Annotated in this window: 20 protein-coding genes; 15 read left to right on the top strand and 5 right to left on the bottom strand. The window is 71.6% G+C overall.

The window, feature by feature from the left end:
* Window positions 1–82 precede the first annotated feature (82 nt).
* The 3 genes from JIG36_RS18515 to JIG36_RS18525 are packed head-to-tail and all read left to right on the top strand — an operon-like array spanning window position 83 to window position 4469.
* Complete coding sequence (locus JIG36_RS18515) at window positions 83–1918, top strand: DAK2 domain-containing protein (RefSeq protein WP_307872782.1); 1836 nt, start codon at window positions 83–85, stop codon at window positions 1916–1918.
* Window positions 1915–4128, top strand: coding sequence for an ATP-dependent DNA helicase RecG (recG, locus tag JIG36_RS18520; RefSeq protein WP_203377583.1), 2214 nt, complete (start codon window positions 1915–1917; stop codon window positions 4126–4128). The genes JIG36_RS18515 and recG overlap by 4 nt, the downstream gene beginning before the upstream one ends.
* Window positions 4125–4469: a DUF952 domain-containing protein gene (locus JIG36_RS18525; protein WP_203377584.1), complete on the top strand. Its 345-nt coding sequence runs from the start codon at window positions 4125–4127 to the stop codon at window positions 4467–4469. Before recG ends, JIG36_RS18525 begins: the two co-directional genes overlap by 4 nt.
* Before the next feature lie 132 nt (window positions 4470–4601).
* Here the strand turns inward: JIG36_RS18525 and JIG36_RS18530 are convergent, their stop codons facing one another.
* A complete protein-coding gene (locus tag JIG36_RS18530) occupies window positions 4602–5741 on the bottom strand; it encodes a cell wall anchor protein (RefSeq protein WP_203377585.1) in 1140 nt (379 codons plus the stop codon).
* Window positions 5742–6087: 346 nt separating this feature from the next.
* Here JIG36_RS18530 and rsmD point away from each other — a divergent pair, with 346 nt between their 5' ends.
* From rsmD to mutM, 9 genes are all read left to right on the top strand, one after another.
* Complete coding sequence (gene rsmD / locus JIG36_RS18535) at window positions 6088–6651, top strand: 16S rRNA (guanine(966)-N(2))-methyltransferase RsmD (RefSeq protein WP_203377586.1); 564 nt, start codon at window positions 6088–6090, stop codon at window positions 6649–6651.
* The gene (gene coaD / locus JIG36_RS18540) at window positions 6648–7127 is read left to right on the top strand and encodes a pantetheine-phosphate adenylyltransferase (RefSeq protein WP_203377587.1); all 480 of its coding nucleotides are present in this window, start codon (window positions 6648–6650) and stop codon (window positions 7125–7127) included. Before rsmD ends, coaD begins: the two co-directional genes overlap by 4 nt.
* Window positions 7128–7399: 272 nt before the next feature.
* Complete coding sequence (locus JIG36_RS18545) at window positions 7400–7897, top strand: ATP synthase subunit B family protein (RefSeq protein ID WP_203377854.1); 498 nt, start codon at window positions 7400–7402, stop codon at window positions 7895–7897.
* 90 nt (window positions 7898–7987) lie between these two features.
* Entirely contained in the window at window positions 7988–8551 is a 564-nt protein-coding gene (locus JIG36_RS18550) for a YceD family protein (protein ID WP_203377588.1), read from the top strand.
* Between the two features lie 5 nt (window positions 8552–8556).
* Window positions 8557–8730: a 50S ribosomal protein L32 gene (gene rpmF / locus JIG36_RS18555; protein WP_014694262.1), complete on the top strand. Its 174-nt coding sequence runs from the start codon at window positions 8557–8559 to the stop codon at window positions 8728–8730.
* A gap of 59 nt (window positions 8731–8789) precedes the next feature.
* The gene (locus tag JIG36_RS18560) at window positions 8790–9752 is read left to right on the top strand and encodes a phosphate acyltransferase PlsX (RefSeq protein WP_438870741.1); all 963 of its coding nucleotides are present in this window, start codon (window positions 8790–8792) and stop codon (window positions 9750–9752) included.
* Window positions 9749–10522, top strand: a complete 774-nt coding sequence (rnc, locus tag JIG36_RS18565) for a ribonuclease III (protein WP_203377590.1) — start codon at window positions 9749–9751, stop codon at window positions 10520–10522. The genes JIG36_RS18560 and rnc overlap by 4 nt, the downstream gene beginning before the upstream one ends.
* Entirely contained in the window at window positions 10519–11688 is a 1170-nt protein-coding gene (locus tag JIG36_RS18570; protein WP_203377591.1) for a hypothetical protein, read from the top strand. The genes rnc and JIG36_RS18570 overlap by 4 nt, the downstream gene beginning before the upstream one ends.
* A gap of 15 nt (window positions 11689–11703) precedes the next feature.
* Entirely contained in the window at window positions 11704–12558 is an 855-nt protein-coding gene (gene mutM, locus JIG36_RS18575; RefSeq protein ID WP_203377592.1) for a bifunctional DNA-formamidopyrimidine glycosylase/DNA-(apurinic or apyrimidinic site) lyase, read from the top strand.
* Here the strand turns inward: mutM and JIG36_RS18580 are convergent.
* From JIG36_RS18580 to JIG36_RS51960, 3 genes are all read right to left on the bottom strand, one after another.
* The gene (locus JIG36_RS18580; protein WP_203377593.1) at window positions 12512–13081 is read right to left on the bottom strand and encodes a spherulation-specific family 4 protein; all 570 of its coding nucleotides are present in this window, start codon (window positions 13079–13081) and stop codon (window positions 12512–12514) included. The two genes, mutM and JIG36_RS18580, sit on opposite strands and share 47 nt — an antisense overlap.
* A gap of 293 nt (window positions 13082–13374) precedes the next feature.
* Window positions 13375–14670 carry a hypothetical protein gene (locus JIG36_RS18585; protein WP_236047563.1) on the bottom strand — a complete coding sequence of 432 codons (1296 nt, stop codon included), beginning with the start codon at window positions 14668–14670 and terminating at the stop codon, window positions 13375–13377.
* Window positions 14667–16880, bottom strand: a complete 2214-nt coding sequence (locus JIG36_RS51960; RefSeq protein WP_307872784.1) for a DUF3492 domain-containing protein — start codon at window positions 16878–16880, stop codon at window positions 14667–14669. Before JIG36_RS51960 ends, JIG36_RS18585 begins: the two co-directional genes overlap by 4 nt.
* A gap of 845 nt (window positions 16881–17725) precedes the next feature.
* Here JIG36_RS51960 and JIG36_RS18600 point away from each other — a divergent pair.
* The 3 genes from JIG36_RS18600 (at window position 17726) to JIG36_RS18610 (ending at window position 22824) form a co-directional block, all read left to right on the top strand.
* Window positions 17726–17920, top strand: a complete 195-nt coding sequence (locus JIG36_RS18600) for a hypothetical protein (RefSeq protein WP_127497323.1) — start codon at window positions 17726–17728, stop codon at window positions 17918–17920.
* A 704-nt stretch (window positions 17921–18624) separates the two neighbouring features.
* Window positions 18625–22206: a chromosome segregation protein SMC gene (gene smc / locus JIG36_RS18605; RefSeq protein ID WP_203377594.1), complete on the top strand. Its 3582-nt coding sequence runs from the start codon at window positions 18625–18627 to the stop codon at window positions 22204–22206.
* 6 nt (window positions 22207–22212) lie between these two features.
* Window positions 22213–22824, top strand: a complete 612-nt coding sequence (locus tag JIG36_RS18610) for an HAD family hydrolase (protein WP_203377595.1) — start codon at window positions 22213–22215, stop codon at window positions 22822–22824.
* 4 nt (window positions 22825–22828) lie between these two features.
* Here JIG36_RS18610 and JIG36_RS18615 read toward each other — a convergent pair whose 3' ends face one another.
* Window positions 22829–23350 (bottom strand): DinB family protein, encoded by a 522-nt coding sequence (locus JIG36_RS18615; protein ID WP_203377596.1) that lies wholly within the window; start codon window positions 23348–23350, stop codon window positions 22829–22831.
* Window positions 23351–23375: the final 25 nt, after the last annotated feature.

Raw genomic sequence — 23375 nt, forward strand, 5'->3', positions numbered from 1 at the left:
CGATGCCCGCCCCGAACAGCCAATCGCCCCCGCTCGGGTGCGCTCACGAGAAGTTGTCGGGGGACGACAGTACGATTTTCGCGTGCTCGAGACGCTGGACGCCGCCGCCGTCCGCCGCTGGTGCGGCGGGGGGCTCATGGCGCTCCGGGCCCATCAGCGCGAGATCGACGAGCTGAACGTCTATCCCGTCCCCGACGGCGACACCGGCACCAACCTGGTGCTCACCCTCACCTCGGCCCACCAGGCGCTCGAGGCGGCCGAGCCGGTCGAGCCGCCGGCGGGCGCGCTGCGGCGCATGGCCCGGGGCGCCCTGCTCGGGGCCCGGGGCAACTCCGGGGTCATCGTCTCCCAGATCCTGCGGGGCATGGCCGACAGCCTGGCCGCGTCGGTCGCCGTCCGGGGCGCCGACCTGGCCCGGGCGTTGCGGTCGGCCTCCGAGGCGGCGTATGCCGCGGTCGCCCGCCCGGTCGAGGGCACGGTCCTCTCCGTTGTGGCCGCCGCCGCCGACGCCGCGGGCCGCCTCAAGTCCGACGACGTGCTCGCCGTGGCCCGCGCCGCCGCCCGGGCCGCCGCCGAGGCCCTGGCCCGCACCCCGCAGCAGCTCCCGGCCCTGGCCCGGGCCGGCGTGGTCGACGCCGGCGGCCGTGGCCTGGTGGTGCTGCTCGAGGCCCTGGTCGAGGCCCTGAGCCACGACACCCCCGACACCCGCGCCGAAGACGCGCGCAGCAGAGACGCGGCCAACCGGACGGACCCGCCCGGCGCGCCCAAGAGTGACGCGCCCCGCGTGGGCGACGGTGGCGTGCTCGGCGTGAGTGGTGGCGGAGCGGGTCGCGGCGGCGTGCCTGGCGTGGGCAGCGTGCGCGGTGCGGGTGGCGGCGGCGTGCCTGGCGTGGCTGGCAGCGGCGTGTCTGGCGTGGGCGGCGATGGCGTGCCCGGTGTGGGTGGCGATGGTCTCTCTGGCGCGGAGCGGCCGGCGCCGGTTCCCGCCGACGCCGCTGTGGGGGAGTTCGGGTTCGAGGTGCAATATCTGCTCGACGCCGAGGCCGCCGCGGTCGACGGTCTGCGGCGCGAACTGGCCCGGCTCGGCGACTCGCTCGTGGTGGTCGGCACGGGCGACGCCGGCGTGGCCACCTGGAACGTGCACGTCCACGTCCCGGCCACCGGCATCGGCCCGGCCGTCGAGGCGGGCGTGGTCGCCGGCCGGCCCCACCGCATCACCGTCACCCCGCTCGACCGCGAAGACCCGCACGACCACCACCGGGCCCCGACCGGCCGGGGCGCCGTCGTGGTCGCGGCCGGCGACGGCCTCACCTCCCTCTTCGAGGCCGAGGGGGCCACCGTGGTCGGCCGCAACCCGTCCACCGGCGAGATGCTCGAGGCCGTCGAGCGGTCCGGCGCCCGCTGCGTGGTGCTGCTCCCCAACGACGCGAACACCCACGCCGTGGCCGTCGAGGCGGCGCGCGAGGCCGAGGCGTCCGGCCGTCAGGTCAGCGTCGTCCCCACCCGGTCGCCGGTGCAGGCGCTGGCCGCCCTGGCCGTCCGCGACCCGCAGAGGTCCTTCGCCGACGACGTCATCGCCATGGCCGAGGCCGCCGGCGCCTGCCGCTACGGCGAGGTCTGCACGGCCCAGCGCGACTCCCTGACCGTCGCCGGGCCGTGCCGGGCCGGTGACCTGCTCGGGCTGGTCGACGGCGAGGTCCACGTGATCGGCGACGACCTGGCCGAGGTCAGCGCCCAGCTGCTCGACCGCATGCTCGGCGGCGGGGGCGAGCTGGTCACCCTGGTGCTCGGGGCCGACGCCCCGCCCGGCCTCGAAGATTCCCTGCGCGGGCACACCGGGCGCGGCTGGCCCTTCGTCGAGCTGCAGTGCTACGCGGGCGGGCAACCCCGCTACCACCTGCTGGTTGGAGTGGAATGACCGAGACCACGACCGAGACCGTGACCGTGACCACGACTGACACCCCCCTCGCCGCGGTGCTCAAGAAGAACGAGGCGAAGGCCCTCGCCACCCACCTCGACCTGCACACCGCGGGCGACCTCGTCTACCACTTCCCCCGGCGCTACGACGAGCGCGGCGAGAAGGTCGACCTGCACGGCCTGCAGGTCGGCGAGCAGGTCACCGTGCTCGCGCAGGTGCAGTCCATGACCGTCCGGCCGATGCGCCAGCGTCGCGGCAACATGCTCGAGATCACCATCGGCGACGGTTCCGGCGCCACGCTGACCTGCACGTTCTTCAACCAGGCGTGGCGCGAACGCGAGCTGCGGCGGGGCCGGTGGGGGCTGTTCGCGGGCAAGGTCACCGACTTCCGCGGCAAGCGCCAGCTCAACAGCCCCGCCTATCAGCTGCTCAGCGCCGACGCCACGCAGGACGAGGCCGAGGAGGAGATCGAGGAGTTCGCCGGTGCGCTGATCCCGGTCTACCCGGCCGCCCAGGCGGTGCCGACCTGGGTGATCGCGCGCTGCGTCCGCACGGTCCTCGACACGTTCACCCCGCCCAAAGATCCACTGCCGGCCTCCGTACGGGCGAATCGCGACCTCGTCGGCATCGGCATGGCCCTGCGCGAGATCCACCGGCCCAGCTCCCGGGGCGCCCTCGAGACCGCGAAGAAGCGCCTCAAGTGGGACGAGGCCTTCGCCGTCCAGCTCACGCTCGTGCAACGCCGGGCCCGGGCCGCCGCGGCTCCCGGCCGGGCGCGGGAGCGGCTCGACGACGGCATCCTGGCCAAGTTCGACGCGAGTCTCCCCTACGAGTTGACCGAGGGCCAGGCGCAGGTGGGTGAGGAGATCGCGGCCGACCTGGCCCGGCCCCACCCGATGCACCGCCTGCTGCAGGGCGAGGTCGGCTCGGGCAAGACGCTGGTCTCCGTGCGCGCCATGCTCCAGGTGGTCGACGCCGGGGGCCAGGCCGCCCTGCTGGCGCCGACCGAGGTGCTGGCCACCCAGCACTTCCGCGGGATCAGCGCGCAGCTGGGCGCGTTGGGCCGGGCCGGTGAACTCGACGGCGATCCCGCGGGCACCCAGCTCACCCTGGTCACCGGTTCGCTCGGGGCCGCCGCTCGCCGGGCCGCGCTGGCCAAGGTGGCCGACGGCACGGCGGGCATCGTCGTCGGCACCCACGCCCTGCTCTACGAGGGCGTCGACTTCCACGACCTCGGCCTGGTGGTCGTCGACGAGCAGCACCGCTTCGGCGTCGAGCAGCGGGACGCCCTGCGCGCCAAGGCCGCGACCCCGCCCCACGTCCTGGTCATGACGGCCACCCCCATTCCCCGTACGGTGGCCATGACCGTCTACGGCGATCTCGAGACGTCCGTGTTGTCGCAGTTGCCGCGCGGCCGCTCCCCGATCGCGTCCCACGTCGTGCCGCCCGAGAAACCCGCGTTCCTCGACCGGGCCTGGCGCCGCCTGCGCGAAGAGGTGCAGAAGGGCCATCAGGCGTACGTGGTCTGCCCGCGCATCGGCGACGGCGGCACCGAGGAGGACGAGGAACCGCCGAGCGACAACGAACCGGCCCGGCGGCCCCCGCTCGCGGTCACCGAGGTGGCGCCGATCCTGGCCGAGGGCCCGCTGCACGGCCTGCGGATCGAGGTGCTGCACGGCAAGCTGCCGACCGACGAGAAAGACGCGATCATGCGCCGGTTCGCCGCCGGCGACGTCGACGTGCTGGTGGCGACCACGGTGATCGAGGTCGGGGTCGACGTCCCCAACTCCACGGTCATGGTCATCATGGACGCCGACCGCTTCGGCGTCTCCCAGCTGCACCAGCTGCGCGGCCGGGTCGGCCGGGGTTCCGCGCCCGGCATCTGCCTGCTGGTCACCGAGTCGGTCGAGGGCACCCCGGCCCGGGAACGGCTGGCGGCGGTCGAGTCCACCACCGACGGCTTCAAGCTCAGCGAGATCGACCTGGAACAGCGCCGCGAGGGTGACGTGCTGGGCGCCTCCCAGTCGGGCAAGCACTCGCATCTGCGCCTGCTGTCGCTGCTGCGCGACGCCAAACTGATCACCGAGGCCCGGGCCGAGGCGTCCGAACTGGTCGGCGACGACCCCGGCCTGAAGAAATACCCCGCGCTGGCCGCCTCGGTGGCCGCCCTGGTCGACGAGGAACGCGCCGAATACCTGGAGAAGGGATGATCCTGCACATCGTGCCCCGCGCCGCGTGGGAGGCCGCTCAGGCCGCCGGCGTCTACGAGGGCGACACCCTGGCCACCCAGGGCTACATCCACTGCTCGACCGAGCGGCAGGTCGACGGCCCGGCCAATTTCCTGTTCCACGGCCGTGACGACCTGCTGCTGCTGGTGATCGACGAATCCCGCCTGCCGGTCCCCATCACCTGGGAACAGGGTGACCCACCGCTCCCCGACGGCAGTCCGTTCCCCCACCTGTACGCGGCCCTGCCGCTCGACGCCGTAACCGCGGTCCACGAATACCACCCGCAGCCCGACGGCTCGTTCGCCCCACCGACCGGCCTCTGACAGCGCAGCCCGCTGGCTCCTCTGCCCCACCCACCGGCCTCCGACCGCACAGACCCGAAGGACCACCGACCGGCCTCCGACCGCACAAAAAAGCGCGCCGACCGAAGTCGGCGCGCTTCTCTGTCATGGCGATCAGGCGGTGAACTTCACCTTGCGGCGACGGGCCAGCATGAAGAGCACGGCACCGGCGGCCAGCAGGAGGGCCGCGCCACCGGCGATGCTGCCGGCGACCGGGCCGGTGACGGGCAGGCCGCCACCCTCACCCGGGGTCGACTCGGTGGGAGTCGGGGTCGGCGTCGCGTCGCAGTCGGCGGGCTTCTCCTCGTCGTCCCACTTCACCGGCTCGAACTCCTCGCCGTTGATCGTGGCGTTGACGACCAGGCCCTTCTCACCCTTGATGGTGACGGACTTCTTCTCGCCGGCCTTGACGACCAGGGTCTGCTTCTCGCCCTTGTTCGGGCTGAAGACCGCGGTGACCTCGGTCTTGCCCTTGCTGTTGTCGATGTCGAAGATCAGCGAGTCACAGGTGACCTCGTAGCCGGCCTCGAAGTTGGGCGCCGGGGTGCAGTCCGCGGGCTGCTCCCACTTGCCGACCAGGATCGGCTTGCGGTTCTCGCCCTCGAAGACCAGGACCTTCTCGGCGTTCTCGGCCGGGATCTCGACCGCCACCGGCTCGTCGCCGGCCTTGACGGTGACCTTCTTCTCGAAGTCCTTCGAGCCCTTGATCGTGAAGACGGCGTCGGCCGTCGCGTCCTTGCCGTTGGCCAGGGTGACGGTCACACCCTCACACGAGGAGGCGAGCTGCGCGTCCGGCTTCGGCGTCTCCTCCTTGGAGCAGGTGCCGTGGAACTTGACGAAGCCCTTCTTGTGGTCGTACTGGATCCACTCGTCGCTCCACTTGACCTGCACCTCGAGCTTCGCGAACTTGGCGTCGCCGCCGACTCGCTGGGTGCCGACGAGCGGCTCGTTGCTCTTGTGCGGGAACGCCGGGTCGGCGTCGTCCGGGGTGTGGACGATGCCCTCGACCGGGGTCGGGAACGACTCGACCTTGAGGAAGCGGTAGTTCTCGGCACCGGGCTCGTTGCCGTTGTCGGTGTTCACTTCCCAGGTGACGACCCACTCGCCGGTGGTCGTGTCACACGCCGCGCTGCCCTTCACGAAACTGTCGTGGGCACTCGCGGGCGACGCGAAGAACGCGACACCGGAAAGACCGATGAGCGTTCCGGCAGCTACGGCGGTCAGACGCCGGAGCTTGGACTTCAGCAGGTTCACGCCTACTCCTGTCTGGGGAATCAGGGGTACGGCGCAAGGAAGCGGCGAGCCTCTCGCCCGGCGGTATGGGGGCGACGGCCTGCGACGACGCCTCCCCACGTCGTCAGCCGACAGTCGGTGGAGACGTCGGCAACAGCGCCTGACCATAACGACTAATAAGAATCTGGGAAATCCCTCAGAGCCGCTTAAAGGTCTTGATGCAGATCCGTGATTTTCCATTTACCGAACGGATCGGTGTCGATGCCGAGAGTGGTCGGCGGCTGCGGAATTGTTCACTCCGTGGTTGCGGTGCGTAAGTGGTGAAGTAGCTTCGAGTCGTGTTCACCGCAGAACCGCGAGAGGCGCCATGACCAGGATCATTGCGGGCGCGCACGGCGGGCGGCGACTGTCCGCTCCGGCCGGTGCGCTGACCCGGCCCACATCGGACCGGGTCCGGGAGGCGTTCTTCAGCGCGCTCGACTCCATGATCGATCTGGCCGGCGTCCGGTTCGCTGATCTTTATGCGGGTTCGGGGGCGGTCGGTCTGGAGGCGCTGTCTCGCGGGGCAAGTCACGCTCTTCTGGTCGAATCGGACGGCAAGGCGGCGCGGGTGATCCGCGAGAACATCGTGGCGCTGCGCGTCGGTCACGCCGCGCGGCTGGTCACCGGCAAGGTCGCCCAGGCCGTCGCGGGCCCGCCGGACGGGGGCGCCTACGACGTGGTGTTCGCCGATCCGCCGTACGCGGTGACCGACGCCGAACTGGTCGACGTGCAGCAATCGTTGATCGACTTCGGCTGGCTGACCTCCGGCGCGGTCGTGATTCTCGAGCGGGCCAGCCGTGGCGGCGCGGTGACCTGGGTGGACGGCATCACTGCGGACCGCAGTCGCAGGTATGGGGAGACGACGCTTTGGTACGGTCGCCGATCATGAGACGAGCGGTGTGTCCCGGCTCCTTCGACCCGGTCACCAATGGACATCTCGACATCGTGGGCCGGGCCTCCCGGCTGTTCGACGAGGTGATCATCGGCGTTCTGATCAATCAGTCGAAGACGGGCCTCTTCACGATCGAGGAACGGATCGAGATGCTCGGCGAGGCGACCGCCTCGTACGAGAACGTCCGGGTCGCGTCCTTCCATGGCCTGCTCGTCGACTTCTGCCGGTCGCAGGGGGCGGCCGTGGTCGTCAAGGGCCTGCGCGCGGTCAGCGACTTCGACTACGAGTTGCAGATGGCGCAGATGAACATCGGGCTGTCCGGCGTGGAGACGCTGTTCATGCCGACCAACCCGCTCTACTCCTTCCTGTCGTCCAGCCTCGTGAAAGACGTCGTGAAGTGGGGTGGCGACGCCTCGGCCTACGTCCCCGACTTCGTCGGCGAGCGGCTGGTCACCCGCCTCAAGCAGAACTAGGGTCTGTTTCGTAGCTGAGGCGGGGCTGCGTCGAGGTCCAGATTCCGCCTGGCGGCGTCCCGCGAAAACCCGGTTCCAACACCGGGAGCCGGGCTTCCACGGGCCACCACCAGACGAAATCTGGACCGCGCCTCGCTCCCACCCCAGCTACGAAACAGACCCTAGCCGTACGCGGGACCTTCGGCGCGCCGGGAACGGGGCCGACGGTCACGCAGTAACGTGATCGGACCACGCTGTGTGGATCAGGCGGTTGGATGAGGAGTGAGGCACCGGTGGATCCGCTCGACCGCATCGACGAGATCATCGAGCTCGTGCAGGAAGCGCGAGCCGTGCCCATGTCGCGGATGAACTTCATGTTTGACCGGGGCGAGATGATCGAGCGCCTCGACGAGCTGCGCTCCGAGCTGCCGTCCGAGCTGCGCAAGGCGGCCGCCGTGCTCGAGGAGCGCGACCGGATCATCGAGGCCGGCCGCCGCGAGGTCGACCGGATCATCAGCGAGGGTGAGACCGAACACGCCCGCCTGGTCTCGGTCAACGAGATCACCGTCTCGGCCGAGCACGAGGGCGCCCGGATCGTCGCCGAGGCCCGCAGCGAGGCCCAGCGGCTGCGCGAGGAGGTCGACGACTACGTCGACACCGCGCTGGCCAACTTCGAGCAGTTCCTGACCCGGGCGCTGGCGTCGATAGAGCGTGGCCGCGGCAAGATGCACGCGCTGCGCGAGATCGGCACCTTCCAGGGGGAAGACACCGAGAGGCCGCTGCCGTTCTAGAGGGGTCGGCCTCAACCGAGGGCGATTCGACGGTAGGGCGGCAGCTCAGGTAACCTTTCCTGTCGGCCTACCCATGGCTGAGGAAACACTATGCCTAAGTCACCGCAGAGTCACCTGGATCCCAGGCAGCCGTTCGTCGTCGACACGACGAAGCTTCCACGGCAGCCTGGTGCGACGCGTGCCCTGAACAGGGTGATCGCGGCTCCGGTCGACCTCGGTCTGGAACTGATCTCGGTCCCCGAGGGGTCCGACGTCGAGCTCGATCTGACGCTCACGTCGGTCTCCGAAGGGGTCTATGTCAGCGGCAGGGTCCGCGGTTCGCTCACGGGCGAGTGCGGTCGCTGCCTCAACGAGATCAGCGAGTCCTTCGACGTCACGATCGCGGAGCTGTTCGCCTACGAGGACAGCACCACCGAGGAGACGACCGACGAGGACGAGGTGGGCCGGATGCAGGGCGACCTGCTCGACCTGGAGCCGGCTGTGCGGGACGCGGTGGTGCTGACGCTGCCGACCAACCCGCTGTGCCGGCCGGACTGCCCAGGCTTGTGCCCCGAGTGCGGGGTGCACTTCGACGACCTCCCGGCTGACCACAGCCACGAGGAAGTCGATCCCCGCTGGGCCGCTTTGCGCAACCTAACGAACACCAAGGAGTAGGTACCGTGGCCGTCCCCAAGCGCAAGATGTCGCGCAGCAACACCCGGTCCCGCCGGGCGAACTGGAAGGCGACCGCGGTCTCGACCGTGGCCTGCCCCCAGTGCAAGTCGCCGAAGCTGCCGCACACCGCCTGCTCGGTCTGCGGCACCTACAACGGCCGTCAGGTCCTCGAGGTCTGAGTCGCGCATAAGTGACGCGCCCGATCACCGGGCGGGTCGCACCTGCGCACCGGCGACCGATCGGTGCCACGGCTTCCGGACAGGTGACTGTCGGGGAGCCGGGCACCGCGCGGATCGCCGTCGACCTCCTCGGCGGGGACCATGCTCCCGCCGTCGTGGTTGACGGCGCTCTGCGCGCCTGCCAGGCCGACCCGGCCCTTCACCTGCTGCTCGTCGGCCCCCTCGAAGCGGCCGACGCGGTTCTTGCTGCCCTGCCACCGGGCGATCAGGCCCGGATCAGCACGCTGCCCATAGCTCCGGGCGACCCGGTCGACAGCTGGGTCGAGTCCGGGGTGCGCTCGGCTGTGCTCGCGGTCGCCCAGGGCGCCGCCGACGCCGTTCTCTCCGCCGGCAACACCGGCGCCACCGTCACCTCGGCCGCGCTCGGCCTGGGCCGCCGCCCGGGTGTGCGCCGGCCGCCTCTCGCCGCCGTGCTGCCCACCCGCGCCGGCCGGCTCCTCCTGCTCGACGTGGGCTCCTCGGTCGACCCCGACGAGGAGACCGTCGCCATGCACGCCCGCCTGGGTTCCGCGTACGCGAAAGTGGTCCATGGGGTTGATGAGCCCCGCGTCGGCCTGCTGACCATCGGCACCGAGCGCGGCAAGGGCGACCGGCTCCGACGCGCCCTGCCCGCCCGGCTGGCCGGCCTCGACCTGCCCGGCGGCGGTCGTTACGTGGGCCTGGTCGAGGGCAACGACGTGGTCACCGGCGCCATCGCCGACGTCGTGGTGACCGACGGGTTCACGGGCAATGTGCTGCTCAAGGGACTCGAGACCGCGTACGCGGAAATCGGCAGTCCCCACCCCGAGATCCCGGCCCGCGCCGCCCTGCTCCTCGGCGTCGAGGGCACGGTGGTCGTCTGCCACGGCGCCGCCAGCGGCCCCGATCTCGCCGCCGGCATCGCCTTCGCCGCCCAGCTTCATCGCCAAGCCGCGGTCGCGGCGATGGCCGAGATGATCGAAACACAACGAGGTGCCTCATGAGTGACAAGCGTCGCCGGCCGCCGACCCTGCCCCTGGAGGAGGCCTTCGGCGTCCCCCTCGAGCCCGGTCTGCTCGAGCGCGCGCTCACCCACCGGTCGTACGCGTACGAGAACGGCGGACTGCCCACCAACGAGCGCCTGGAGTTCCTGGGCGACTCGGTGCTGGGCGTCGTGATCACCTCGGCGCTGTTCCACAACCACCCCGACCTGCCCGAGGGCCAGCTGGCCAAGCTGCGCGCCAGCGTGGTCAACATGCACGCGCTGGCCGACGTGGCCCGTGGCCTGGGCGAACAGGGACTCGGCCGGCACCTGCTGCTCGGCAAGGGCGAGGAGACGACCGGTGGACGCGACAAGGCCAGCATCCTGGCCGACACGCTGGAGGCACTGCTCGGCGCGATCTATCTCGAACACGGCCTGGACGTCGCCGGCGAGGTCATCCACCGCCTGTTCGACCCGCTGATGGCCGAGTCGGCCGGCCGCGGCGCCGCGCTCGACTGGAAGACCAGCCTGCAGGAGCTGACCGCGGCGCTCGGGCTGGGCGTGCCCGACTACGTGATCGAGGACTCCGGCCCCGACCACGCCAAGACGTTCACCGCCTGGGTGGTCGTGGCCGGCGAGCGCTACGGCGGCTCCGAGGGGCGCAGCAAGAAGCAGGCCGAGCAGCGGGCCGCCGCGGCCGCCTGGCGCATCCTCACCGAGCGCACGAGTGAGCCGGACGGCGCGGTGCTGGACAAGCCGTCGGACGAGCCTGCGGACGAACCGGACCAGTGAGTCCCGAAGCGCAGGAACAGCCCGCCCAGCGGGAAAGGCTGTGGGACCTCGCGGGCGGCTGGCGCGGTGCGGGCATCGCGGTCGGCATCTTCGCGCTGACCCGGGTCGCTCAGCTGCTCATCCTGGGCTGGCTCGATGCGGCCGATGACGAACCTCTCGGCGTACGGGACCGCCTGCTCGTCTGGGACGGCGGGTGGTTCCTGCGCGTGGCCGTCGACGGCTACCCCCACGGCTACACGTTCGACGCGGCCGGCCGGATGGAGGGCAACGAGCTCGCGTTCTTCCCCGTCTACCCGATGCTCATCCGGTTCGTGTCCGCCCTCGGCATCCCGGCGAGCACGGCCGCGCTGGTGGTCAGCTGGCTGGCCGCGATCGGGGCGGCGGTCGCGCTGCACCTGCTGGGCACGTCGCTCTACGGCAAGCGCACCGGGTGGGCGCTGGTCGCCATCTGCTTCAGCGCGCCCGTAGCCGTCGTCTTCTCGATGGCGTACTCGGAAGGGGTCTTCCTCGCCCTGGTGGCCGGGATGCTGGCCGCCGCCCACCGGCGCGTGTGGTGGGCGGCCGGCCTGCTCGGCCTGGCCGCCGCCCTGACCCGACCGACCGGCGCCGCCGCGGCCGTGGCGCTGGCGGTGGCCGCGCTGCTGGCGGTCCGCGAGTCCCGCGAGAAGATCTGGCAGCCGCTCGGGGCGGCGATGCTGGCGCTGGCCGGGGTGCCGCTCTTCCTGGCCTGGGTGGGCTGGCGGGTCGGCGACCCCGCGGCCTGGTTCCGCATCCAGTCCGCGGGCTGGGGCACCGCCTTCGACTTCGGCTCCAGCACGCTGTCGTTCCTCGGCACGACCCTGTCGACCGGGGACGGGTGGGTGCCGATCAGCGTGGCCTTCATCCTGCTGGCCGCCCCGGCCGCGGCCGGGGTCGCGCTGGCGCAACGGCCGTGGCTGCCGCTCGCCGTCTACGGGATCATCGCCATGGTGCTCGTCTACGGCCAGGCCGGGTTCTACCACTCGAAGCCGCGCCTGCTCGTGCCCGTACTGTTGACGCTGCTCCCCGCCGCGATCGCCGCCGGCCGGGCCCGCCCCCGGGTCGCCGTGCTCGCGATCAGCGCGTGGGCCGCGTTCGGCCTCTGGTACGGCGCCTACCTGGTCGCCGTCTGGCCATACACACTCTGACCAGGGAGGGTCGCAGTGCCTGAACTGCCCGAGGTCGAGACCGTGCGGCAGGGCCTGGCCAAATGGGTCGTGGGCCGCACGATCAGGTCCGTCGAGGTGCACCACCCCCGCGCGATCCGCCGCCACCTGACCGGCGACGCGCACTTCATCGCCCTGCTGAACGGCCGCACGATCACCGACGTGTCCCGCCGCGGCAAATACCTCTGGTTCCCGCTCGACTCGGGCGACGCCGTGATCGGCCACCTCGGCATGAGCGGTCAGCTGCTCATGCAGCCGGCCGAGGCCGAGGACGAGAAACACCTGCGGATCCGGTTCACGTTCACCGACGACGGCCCCGAGCTGCGCTTCGTCGACCAGCGCACGTTCGGCGGGCTGTCGGTCTCGGAGGGCGGCGCCGACCTGCCCGACGAGATCGCCCACATCGCCCGCGACCCGATGGACCCGCTCTTCGACGACGAGCTGTTCGTGGCCAGGCTGCGGGCCAAGCACACCGAGGTCAAGCGGGCGCTGCTCGACCAGACGCTCATCTCGGGTGTTGGCAACATCTATGCCGACGAGGCCCTGTGGCGGGCCCAGCTGCACGGCGCGCGGCTCACAGATCAACTGACCCGGCCCGCCGTACGCCGTCTGCTCGCCCATGTGCGGGACGTGCTCGCCGAAGCGATCGTCGCCGGCGGGACCAGCTTCGACGAGCTCTACGTCAACGTGAACGGCGAGAGCGGCTACTTCGACCGGTCGCTCAACGCCTACGGCCGGGAGGGCCAGCCGTGCCACCGGTGCGGCACGATCATGCGGCGGGAGCAGTTCATGAACCGCTCCTCGTTCAGCTGTCCGCGCTGCCAGCCCCGCCCACGTACGATTCGGCGCTGACCAGCGGACTGGCGTCGGTGGCCAGCCCGAACCCGGCCCCGCGCCGGCCCATCAGGCGGCGGGCGGCGGTGAGCAGCGCCGTCGGCACGCCGTGCACGATGTGCCCGTCGCCCGGGCGGGTCCCGTCGCCGTCCCAGCTCTGGTAGGCCGACCACGGGCCCTCGAAGGTGCAGATGCGCACGCCCAGGTCCCGATAGAGCGGGTGGGTCGGCACGCCCGGGTTCAGCACCACGCGGTGCAGGCCGCGGCGGGCCGCCAGCCGCACGGTCAGCGCGACCGGGCCGACGCCGCCGGAACCGGCCGGGGCCCGGTCGAGGAACAGGCCCTCGGCGCCGTCCTCCCGCCAGGCGTCCACGTCGGCCAGCACGTCGGCCAGTGATCGGCTGCCCCAGTCCAGGTCGACCCGGCCCAGCGACTGGTGGAGTGAGCGGCGGTCGCCCGGCAGCTCGCGGACGATCCAGGTGTCGCCGTCCAGCGGCAGCTCGGGCGACGGGTGGGCGTACGGGGGGAACAGGGTCTTCACGATGTTCTCCGGTCGTCTGAGGGTTCGGCTGGCTGTGGGGTGCTTCGCCGGCGGCGGGGGTTTCGGTGGCGGCGTGTTTTCTGGTGGCGGCGCGTCTTGTTGCGGCGTGATCGCTGGGATGGGGGCTCGGCCGGCCGCGCGCTGTTTGGCCGGCTGTGCGGTCACCGGTACGGACGCCCGGCCGGACGCGCCGTGTTCTGTCGGGCGGGTGGCCAGTAGCTGCCTGGTCATGAGGACGGGGGCCCGGCCGGACGCGCCGTGTTTTGTCGGGTGGTTGGTCACTGGCTGCCTGGTCATTGGGACGGGGGGTCGGCCGGCTGGGCGGTCAGGGCGATGACGAGCAGGCCGGCGAGGTGCGTGGCGGCCAGCACGGCGACGGCGTCGGGTAACGGCCCGGACGACGGCAGCGGAAGGAACGGGAGGGCCGCGGTGGCGACCGGAGGCGCGGCGGCGAGGGTGGCGGCTATTCCCGTACGGGACCGGGCCGCGAGCAGATAGGTGATGGCGAAGACACCGCCGAGCAGGGTGCCCCCGGCCAGCCCGAGCACCCCCGACTGCGTGTCGGCGAACCCCGGAAGCCCCGCCGGAAGGCGGTAGGCGGCGAGCGCGAGCGACACCCCTACCGCGAACGGCGGCACCAGCCCGGTCAGCGTGATCAGGGTGACCCCGCGGACGTGCCGGTGGTAGTCGGCGCCGCTCTCGGCTGTGTCCAGGCCCGACTCGACCTGCCGGGTGTGCCACCCGATCAGCGCCTCGAGGATCGGCACCGCGAGCAGCAGGGGCAGCCAGAACGGCGCCGTCGACCCAGACGGACCGGCCTGCCAGACCAGCCCCACACAGATCGCCTGGGACGCGCCGATCACCAGGTAGCCGCCGCCGCGCCGCAGCTCGGCCGGGCTCAACCGGGGGCGGCGGGCGCGGCGGCCCGGAACGACGACCGGCTGGAACGCCCGGATCACGACGATCACGATCGCGGCCGGCAGGAGCGTGCCGACCGGCTTGATCTCGGCCAGCGTGATCCCGGCCAGGGCCCAGCAGGGCAGGCTCCACAGCACGATCGCCGCCTCGGCCCGCGTCACCAGGGCGGCGGTGACGGTGGCCAGGGTGCCCAGCCCGCCGAGCCCGATCACCAGGGCCAGGCCGCGGTCCGGGCCGATCACCGCCGGTGGTGCGATCCAGACGAGCGAGCACCACAGACCGGCCACGCCGGCGAAGCCGAGCCCGACGTGACGGGCCGCGGCGGAGGGGCCGGCGCGACGGGCGACCGAGACGCCCGTACAGGTGAGGGCCTGTGCCGCCGCCCAGCCCAGCAGGAACGTGGCCATCGGGACCGGCCAGGCGACGCGGGTCAGGGGTTCGGCCGCGGCGGCGGCGACACTGAGCGGACCCAGATAGAGGGCGCAACGCAGCAGCGCGGCCCACAGGTAGGAACGGCTCGGCGCGGCGCGGTGGGTCTGCGGAACGACCGGGCCGGCCGGGACGACCGGTGGCCGCTCGGGCATCGGCGTCAGCGAGTGCCGGGGAATGCCGGCGACACGACGACGCGTACGCCGGGAGGCCGTGCGCGAACGTGCGGGCGTGATCGTCATTCGTCCTGCCTTTCACTGACCAGCGGGCGCGGGGTGGCCGGTGGTTGGGGCCGCGTTTCGCCGGCCGGGCGCTGCGGGGTGGCTGGGGGGTCGGTCCGCTTTTCCCCGGCCAGCGGTTCGGTTCGCCTTTCACCGGCCTGTGGCTCGGTTCGCTTTTCACCAGCCGGTGGGTGCGGGGTGGCTGGGGGCTGGGTCCGTGTTTCACCGGCCAGTGGGTGCGGGGTGGCTGGGGGCTGGGTCCGTGTTTCACCGGCCAGTGGGTGCAGGGGCGCTGGGGGCTCGGTCCGCGCCTCGTTGACCAGCCACCGCAGGGTGGCCGGGGGCTGGTTGCGCGGCGCCGGCACCGCCAGCGCCAGCTCGAACGAGGGCGGCGCGGGTCGGGCCGCAAGATCGGCGTAGAGCGCGCCGTAGACCCGCACCACCCGGTCGTTGGTGAAGTGCATGAGCGCACGCCGGCGCGCGGCCTCGCCCAGGGCCCGTCGGCGGCCCGGCGCGCGCAGCAGGCCGACCACCGCGATCGCGAGCTCGGCCGGGTCGTCCGGCTGCACCAGCACACCCGCGTCACCGAGTGTCTCGGCGGCCGGGCCCACGTCCACCCCGACCACCGCGCGGCCCGACATCATGGCCTCGATCAGCCGGTACGGCGGGTCGGCCGGCCCCGGCACATGGGCCACGACATGACCGGCGGTGTAGCGGTCGCGCGGATCGGCGGGCAACGGGTGCAGCCGTACGGCCCGGCCCAGCCCCGTACGTTCGATCTGCTCGGCGCAGTAGTCCTCATGTGCCGCAGTGACGCCGACCAGGTGCAGCACGGTCCCCGGGATAGCCGCGGCGACCTGCTGGAACGCGGCCAGCAACGGGGAGAGTCCGCTGTCCGGCCCACCGGACCCGGCCCAGACCACGGCCGGGTCGGTCTCCGGCTCCGGTGCCCCCGGATACTCCGACGGGTCCACACCCGCGGGCACCTGCACGAGCTTGGTGGCCCGGGCGCCGTGCCGCAGGGCCCAACTGTGGTGATAGGAGCTGAGCGGGGCGATGAGCTCGGCCTCGGCGTAGCCGGTGCGCGCGACCGCCGCCCGGAACCGGCGCAACACGGTGCGTACGGCCGGCGAGAGTCGCTCCTCGTGCGGCTTGTGCCGGGCGACCGGGGCGCGGGCCTCGGTGAGCAGCAGCGGGATGCCCTGACGCCAGCGCCCGGCGAGCGCGGTGAGCAGCGGGGTGGTGCCGCCGATGCAGTGCACTAGGTCCGACTCGGGCAGGTCGACGGTGAGCGCGCCGAGCGCGTGCCGCAGCAGGGTGGCCGCCGTCCGGGCGTCGCGCACGCTGAGGCGGGGCAGGGGGAGTTCGCCCTCGCGGGCATGTCCCGTACGCCACGACTCGAGCAGCGCGTCGGCCAGCGGAAGACCCGGCAGAACAGCGGTGTTCTCGGCGATCCGGCGCAGCCCGTCGGCGAAGATCAGCTCGGCGTTCTCGGCCTCGCCGATCAGGCCGCCGCACAGCATGGCCGCCGCGGAGCGGGCACGTTCGGCGGCTTCGCGCTTCTCCTGACGGTTTTCCCGCCAGCCCGTACGGCCGTTCTTCCGCCCCTTGCCTTCGCCCGCACCCAGCTCCTGGCCGTCCGGCGCCCCGCCCCCGTCGACGTGGCCGTCCCGCGCCTTGTTCTCGTTCGCGTGGCCGTCCCGCGACCCGCTCCCGTCCAGGGCCCAGCTTCCGTTTGCTCGGCTGTCTCGCGCCTCACTCCCACTTGCGTGGTCGTCCCGATTTTCGAGGGCGTTGCCGGCCTGGTCGTTGTCGTGGTCCTGTTCCCCCACCCAGCTGCGGTGGTGGCCCTTGAGAAGATCGTCGAAATGGCCGACCTGACAACTGTCGTGGCGGCTCTCGCGTCCCTGGTCGTGGCACTGGTCGTGCCCGTGGTCATGACGTTGATCGGGGCATGGGTAGCGCCGCGGTTCGTGGCGCTGGTCATGTCTCTGGTCAGGTCGCTTGGAGTCACGCCCGACGGCGACGGCTCGCGCCGAGCCCACGTTGAGCGGAAGCGGATAGGCGGGCGCGGCCGGCGGTTCCCGATCCGTGACGGTGAGCAACTCGAACCGATAGCGGCGCAGCCCTTCGACGAGCGTGCGGCACCATCCGCTGAGGGCGTCCCTCCGGTACGGGTACCCGCCGCCGGTAAGCAGACAGATGCGCTCGCGCGACGGGGTCGGATTCACGATGGAGGCAACGAAACAGGCCGCCACTCGCCAGACACTGTGTCAACTAGGCGACACAATTACGCGCTTTTTACCCGATTTGCCGCCCTTTTTGTAACAAAAGTCCGTTCTAGCCTTCCAAGATCATGCCTCGCTCAGCCCTCACGGCCCCACCCGCATTGCCGCAACTCTCACTTCGTCGACGTCGTCGTGAACCTGCGCCGCACCGCAGCCGCCCGCGCGCTGTGCCGCGCCGCGCCGCCGAGCTGCGCCAGCCCGTGCGCCGCGCGGCCGGCGAGCTTTCGCGATCTTGATACGGCGACGGCCGGTCGTTCTTGTTTCTTCTGTGGCGGTGATGGCTTGCGGTGGTTCCGGGGTCCGCGGCGCGGGATTGGTCGGTTGTGGTGCGTGTGAATGGGGCGGTTGTGGGGAAGCGGGTCGCGCTCGAGAGGGTTCCGGAGTCAAGATCTGGGGGCTGACCGATCCGGGCATGCCAACTTTGGCGTCCGTTTTGGATCTTGTGATGCGTGAGAGGAGTGGGCCGAGGCAGTGTCAAGGAGCTGTTTGGCCTGATGACGGCCAATCGGGTGGCATGATTCACTGCTTCGCTACGGCGGGACGCCTCCGCAGCGCTTGACGGATTCTGGGCTACGGCGGACTATGGAGGTGTCGCCAGTCGCGCCCACTCATGCCCGGTTCCAGTCGGACATGAGCGATCTGCACCTTGAGAAAACTTTCCTAGGGTGCACGATTCTGTGCTCAAGCGTGCCCTTGGGTTCAGTGTGGGGTGCTCGCTGTGCGCGCGTTGGTCGGCCTCTCCGGCAACGCTATCCACAAGAAGAAGCAGTGCTTCTCAAGGAGTCACCATGGCGAAGGCCCTCTTTGGCCACGTAGGTGCGGCGCCCGATCGGCGCCTGCTCGACGAGGTCACCCGTCTGCGTTCCAGGGTGCAGGCCCTGGAGTTCGAGGTCACCCGCCTCCGGGCGGAAAACGATCGTCTGGCGGCAGCCGCCGCGGAGGCAGACGATTTCGCGCGGCTGACCGAGCCCGCGCTGACCTGAGCTCCACCCGGCCGCCGCAGCCGAGCTCCCGACACTCGTGGCGGCCATAGATCCCCCTTAGAACCAAAGACGCACACCCCGAAATCGCGCGCCTCCACCTCGTGGCGGCGCGCACCTTTTTGCCCTTTTCGGCCTCCTGGTCGCCTCTTCGCCTGCTGCCGATCCACCAATTGCGGTCACCATCCGACAATTCGCTCCGCGCTGGCAGCTCGCGTGATGGCTCGCTTCGTGCTGACGGCTCCCGCGGTGCTGGTGGTTGACGGCGCCATATCCCGCGCGGTGGCAGCGCCGGCCGGTTGGCAGGCGAAGTGCCGCGGCCCGCTGATGGGGGCCGTCGCGCAGCCGTACCCGGTAGGGCTGCTGCTGAGTGAGAAGTGTCGCACCCGCACGGAGGGAGCTGCGCCCTGCGGAAGGGAGCGGGAGAGTGTCGCACGCGCAGAGGTGTCGCGCTCGTGTGGAGGGGAAGTCGGGCCCGCGCGGAGGGGTCGCATCCGTGCGGAGGGACTTTGCGTTCGTGTGGGAGGGGCTTGACGGGGGCGTGCCCGGCTTTGAGCAGGGCTGGCTGGGTGGTGGGTTGGTTACCGGCGGTGGTGGTGTGTAGCTTTTTGTCTGGTTTCTGCGGGTTGCGGAGCGGCGGGTGGGGTCGTTGACACGTGCCGGGGGTACTCTGCGCCGAAGCAGAAACGACTGACCCCCGGAGATCCGTGCACCTCAAGAGCCTGACGGTCAAGGGCTTCAAGTCCTTCGCCTCCGCTACGACGCTGCGGCTGGAGCCGGGCATCACCTGTGTGGTGGGCCCCAACGGCTCCGGCAAGTCCAACGTCGTCGACGCCATCGCCTGGGTTCTCGGCGAGCAGGGCGCCAAGGCACTGCGCGGCGGCAAGATGGAGGATGTCATCTTCGCCGGCACGTCCGGCCGGGCGCCGCTGGGCCGCGCCGAGGTGACGCTCACGATCGACAACAACGACGGCGCGCTGCCGATCGAGTACACCGAGGTGTCGATCACCCGGCGGATGTTCCGCGACGGCGCCAGCGAATACGAGATCAACGGCAACCAGTGCCGGCTGCTCGACATCCAGGAACTGCTGAGCGACTCCGGCATCGGCCGGGAGATGCACATCATCGTCGGTCAGGGCCGGCTCGACGCGATGCTGCACGCCAAGCCGGAGGACCGCCGCTCCTTCATCGAGGAAGCGGCCGGTGTCCTCAAGCACCGCAAGCGCAAAGAGAAGGCGATCCGCAAGCTGGACGCCATGCAGGTGAACCTCAACCGGCTCACCGACCTCACGGCCGAGCTGCGGCGCCAGCTCAAGCCGCTCGGCAAGCAGGCCGAGGTGGCCCGGCGCGCGGCCGGCATCCAGGCCGACCTGCGCGACGCCCGGCTCCGGCTGCTCGCCGACGACCTGCACACGCTGCGCACCACCCTCGACAAGGAGATCGCCGACGAGTCGGCCATGCGGGAGCGCCGCGGCCAGGTCGAGGACGAGAACCGCGAGGTCCAGCGCCACCTGGCCGACCTCGAGTTCGCCCACGCCGAGGACGCTCCGCTGCTGCAGGCCGCGCAGGACGTCTGGTACAAGCTTTCCGCCCTGCAGGAACGGTTCCGCTCGACCGAGCAGCTCGCCACGGAACGGCTGCGTCACCTGGCCGCCACCCCCGACGAGGAACGGCCGGGCCGCGACCCCGACCAGCTGGTTGCCGAGTCCGAGCGGGTACGGGAGCAGGAGGAGGAGCTGCGCGAGGCCCTCACCGAGGACCAGATGCGCCTGGCCGAGGCGATCGAACACCGCCAGGACCTGGAGCGTCAGCTCGCGGCGGCCGAGGGTGCCCTCCGTACGGCCGCGAAAGCCATCGCCGACCGCCGCGAGGGGTTGGCCAAGCTGGTCGGCAACGTGAACGCGGCCCGCGCCCGCACCGAGGGTGCCACCGACGAGATCGAACGCCTGGCCGCCGCCCACACCGACGCGATGATGCGTGCCGAAGCCGCCCAGTCCGAGGTGGACGCGGTCGCGGCCGAGTCGTCCGAAGCGGACCGGGGCAACGTCGAACTCGACGAGCGGCACGCCGAGGCGGTCGACGCCCACGACCGGGCGGCCGCGGTCGTCAAGGAGCTCTCCGACGCCGAGCGGGCCGCCGAGAAGGACGCCGCCAGCTGGAAGGCCCGCGAGGAGGCGCTGGCGCTCGGACTCAAGCGCAAGGATGGCGCCGGTGCGCTGCTGGCCAAGGCGGGCGAGGTGCCCGGACTGCTCGGCAGCCTGGCGTCGGTGCTCACCGTCCAGCCCGGACACGAGGCCGCCCTCGCCGCCGCGCTGGGTTCACTGGCCGACGCGGTCGCGCTCTCCGGAGTGGACGAGGCCGTCGAGGCCATGCGCACGCTCAAGATCGCCGACGCCGGGCGGGCCGCGCTGGTCGTGGCGTCGCCGGCCGGTCCGGGCATGCAGGGTTCGCTCGACGCGCTGCGCCCGGCCCTGCCCGAGGGGTCGGTGTGGGCGCCCGACGTGATCGGCTGCCCCGACAACCTGCGCCCCGCGCTCAACCGGGCGCTGCGCGATGTCGTCCTGGTGCCGGATCATGGCGCCGCCGTCGCGCTGATCACCGCCAACAGCGAACTCCGGGCGGTCACGCCGGACGGGGACGTTCTGGGGGCGTACGCGGCCGCCGGTGGCTCCGGGAAGGCGACCAGTTATCTCGAGGTGCAGGCCGCCGTCGACGAGGCCAAAGCCCAGCGGGTCACCGCCGAGGAGTCGATCGTCGAGCTCAAGCAGCAGCTGGGCGACGCCCGGGCCGAGGTGGCCCGGCACAAGGAGGCCGTGAACGTCGCGGCCGCCGCCAAGCGGGCAGCCGAGGGCGTACGGAATCAGGCGGCCCGCCGGTTGGCCGAGCTCGGTGCCGCCGCCCGGTCGGCCAAGGCCGAGACCGAGCGTCTCGGCGCCGCCCGGCAGAAGGCGGAGTCGGCGCGTGAGGCCGACCTGATGCGCGTGGCCGAGCTCGAGGAACGGCTGGCGCTGGCCGAGGCGACCCCGATCGACGAGGAACCCTCGACCGAGGAGCGCGACCGGCTGGGTGCGCTGGTGCCGCAGGCCCGGCAGAACGAGATGGAGGTGCGGCTAGCGGTCCGTACGGCCGAGGAGCGCGTGGCCTCGATCGCCGGTCGCGCCGACTCGCTGCTGCGTCAGGCCAACGCCGAACGCCAGGCCCGCGAACGTGCCGCCGCCCGCCGGCAGGCGCGAGCCCGGGGTGCCGAGATCGCCAAGGCGGTCGCGCTGGGGGCCGGGGCGGCGCTGGCCCGCGTACGGACGTCTCTGGCCGCCGCCATCGAGGTCCGCGACGAGCTGGCCCAGGCCCGTACGCTGCGGGAGGCCGAGCTGCAGGAGGTGCGGGCCGGGGCCAAGCGGCTGGTCTCCGAGCTGGAGCGGCTCACCAACGAGGTGCACCGCGACGAGGTGGCCCGGGCCGAGCAGCGGCTGCGCATCGAGCAGCTCGAGGCCAAGGCGGCCGAGGACTTCTCGCTCGACGTCGACACGCTGATCACCGAGTACGGCCCCGAGCAGCCGGTGCCGCCGACCCAGGCCGACGTGGCCCAGGCCGAGAAGGACGGCAAGCCGGAGCCGCAGCCGGTGCCGTTCCACCGGCCCACCCAGGAGAAGCGGGCCAACAAGGCGGAGCGCGACCTGTCCCTGCTGGGCAAGGTCAACCCGCTGGCGCTGGAGGAGTTCGCGGCGCTGGAGGAGCGGTTCAAGTTCCTCTCCGACCAGCTCGAAGACCTCAAGGCCACCCGCAAGGACCTGCTGACCGTGGTCAAGGACGTCGACGACCGCATCCTCGAGGTCTTCACGTCGGCTTTCGAAGACACCGCCCGCGAGTTCCAGGTGGTCTTCCAGGTGCTGTTCCCGGGCGGTGAGGGCCGGCTGGTGCTGACCGACCCGGAAGACATGCTGACCACCGGCGTCGAGGTCGAGGCGCGGCCGCCGGGCAAGAAGATCAAACGGCTGTCGCTGCTCTCGGGTGGTGAGCGCTCGTTGACCGCGGTGGCGATGCTGTGCGCGATCTTCCGGGCCCGGCCCTCGCCCTTCTACATCATGGACGAGGTCGAGGCGGCCCTCGACGACGTCAACCTGGGCCGGTTGATTACGCTCTTCGAGCAGCTGCGGGAGAAGAGCCAGCTGCTGATCATCACGCACCAGAAGCGCACGATGGAGGTCGCCGACGCCCTGTACGGCGTCACGATGCGCGCCGGTGTGACCCAGGTGATCAGCCAAAGGCTCAAGCACGACTCGGAGGATTAGACCCACATGACGCGCGAACGCGCCCAGGCCCTGCTCATCGACCTGGACGGCGTTCTGCGCCGCTGGGATCCGGCCCCGATGATCGCCGCCGAGGTGGAGAACGGGCTGAAGCCGGCCGCCCTGCTGGAGACGGCGATGTCGTGGGACATCTACCGCCCCGCGATGGCCGGCGAGATCACCGACGCCGAGTGGATGGAGCTGGTCGCCGAGCGGCTGCCGCTCGACATCGAGGTGGCCCGCGCGGTGGTCACGCAGTGGCAGACCTACCGCGGCGAGCCCGACCCCGAGGTGCTGGCGTTCGTCCGCGAGGTGCGCGCCGCCGGCCGCACGGTCGGGCTGGCCACCAACGCCACCGACCGCCTGCGCGCCGACCTCGACGCCCTGGGCCTGGCCGGCGAGGTCGACGTGGTGATCAGCTCGTGGGAGATCAAGGCCCACAAGCCGGCGCCCGAGTTCTTCGAGAAGGCGTGCGAGCTGGTCGGCCTGGCCCCCAAGTTCGTGCTGTTCATCGACGACGACGACCGGGCCGTACGCGGGGCGCGCGCGGCCGGTCTGTCGGCCTACCGCTGGTCGGGCCCCGAACACCTCGACTACCTGCGCAAGGCCCTCGACATCTGAGCCGTCAGGCGCCGGTGGCGCCGTCGACGCGTTCGCGCAGCAGGTCGGCGTGGCCGTTGTGGCGGGCGTATTCCTCGATCATGTGCAGGTAGACCCAGCGGACACTGATGGTGCCGCGGGCCGTGCTGAACTCGTGATCCAGGGCCAGCGAAGCCACGGCAGCGTCGGCCGCCGCGCACTCGTCAGTGAAGGTGGCCAGGTCAGCCGCGGGGTCGGCGGTGGCGACGTCGTCGAAGTCGCTGTTCTCGTTGTCGTTCAGCGTGTAGATCATCAAGGCCGTGCGGTCGCCGGCCGCCCGGAAGCGGAACCAGGAACGCTCGACCTGGGACATGTGGCGGACCAGGCCGAGCAGGGTCAGGTCGGACGGCGGGGCGGAAGCCGTCCTGAGCTGCTCGGCGGTCAGGCCGGCGCACTTGGTCAGCAGGGTCTGGCGGTGCCAGTCGAGCCAGCCCTGCAGCATGGCCCGCTCGGGGCCGGTCCGGGGTTCGGGCACGCGGTTCGCGGGTGGCGCAATCCAGGTATCCATCGACCGCCATCCTGCCGCAGAAGCC

This window comes from Paractinoplanes ovalisporus (assembly GCF_016834655.1).
GTDB classification, from domain to species: domain Bacteria; phylum Actinomycetota; class Actinomycetes; order Mycobacteriales; family Micromonosporaceae; genus Actinoplanes; species Actinoplanes ovalisporus.

Excerpts from the sequence above, each read along its gene's own strand:
- recG (WP_203377583.1), top strand. The coding sequence starts at position 1,915 with ATGACCGAGACCACGACCGAGACCGTGACCGTGACCACGACTGACACC.
- JIG36_RS18525 (WP_203377584.1), top strand. The coding sequence starts at position 4,125 with ATGATCCTGCACATCGTGCCCCGCGCCGCGTGGGAGGCCGCTCAGGCC.
- rsmD (WP_203377586.1), top strand. The coding sequence starts at position 6,088 with ATGACCAGGATCATTGCGGGCGCGCACGGCGGGCGGCGACTGTCCGCT.
- coaD (WP_203377587.1), top strand. The coding sequence starts at position 6,648 with ATGAGACGAGCGGTGTGTCCCGGCTCCTTCGACCCGGTCACCAATGGA.
- JIG36_RS18550 (WP_203377588.1), top strand. The coding sequence starts at position 7,988 with ATGCCTAAGTCACCGCAGAGTCACCTGGATCCCAGGCAGCCGTTCGTC.
- rnc (WP_203377590.1), top strand. The coding sequence starts at position 9,749 with ATGAGTGACAAGCGTCGCCGGCCGCCGACCCTGCCCCTGGAGGAGGCC.
- JIG36_RS18585 (WP_236047563.1), bottom strand. The coding sequence starts at position 14,670 with ATGACGATCACGCCCGCACGTTCGCGCACGGCCTCCCGGCGTACGCGT.
- JIG36_RS18600 (WP_127497323.1), top strand. The coding sequence starts at position 17,726 with ATGGCGAAGGCCCTCTTTGGCCACGTAGGTGCGGCGCCCGATCGGCGC.
- JIG36_RS18610 (WP_203377595.1), top strand. The coding sequence starts at position 22,213 with ATGACGCGCGAACGCGCCCAGGCCCTGCTCATCGACCTGGACGGCGTT.
- JIG36_RS18615 (WP_203377596.1), bottom strand. The coding sequence starts at position 23,350 with ATGGATACCTGGATTGCGCCACCCGCGAACCGCGTGCCCGAACCCCGG.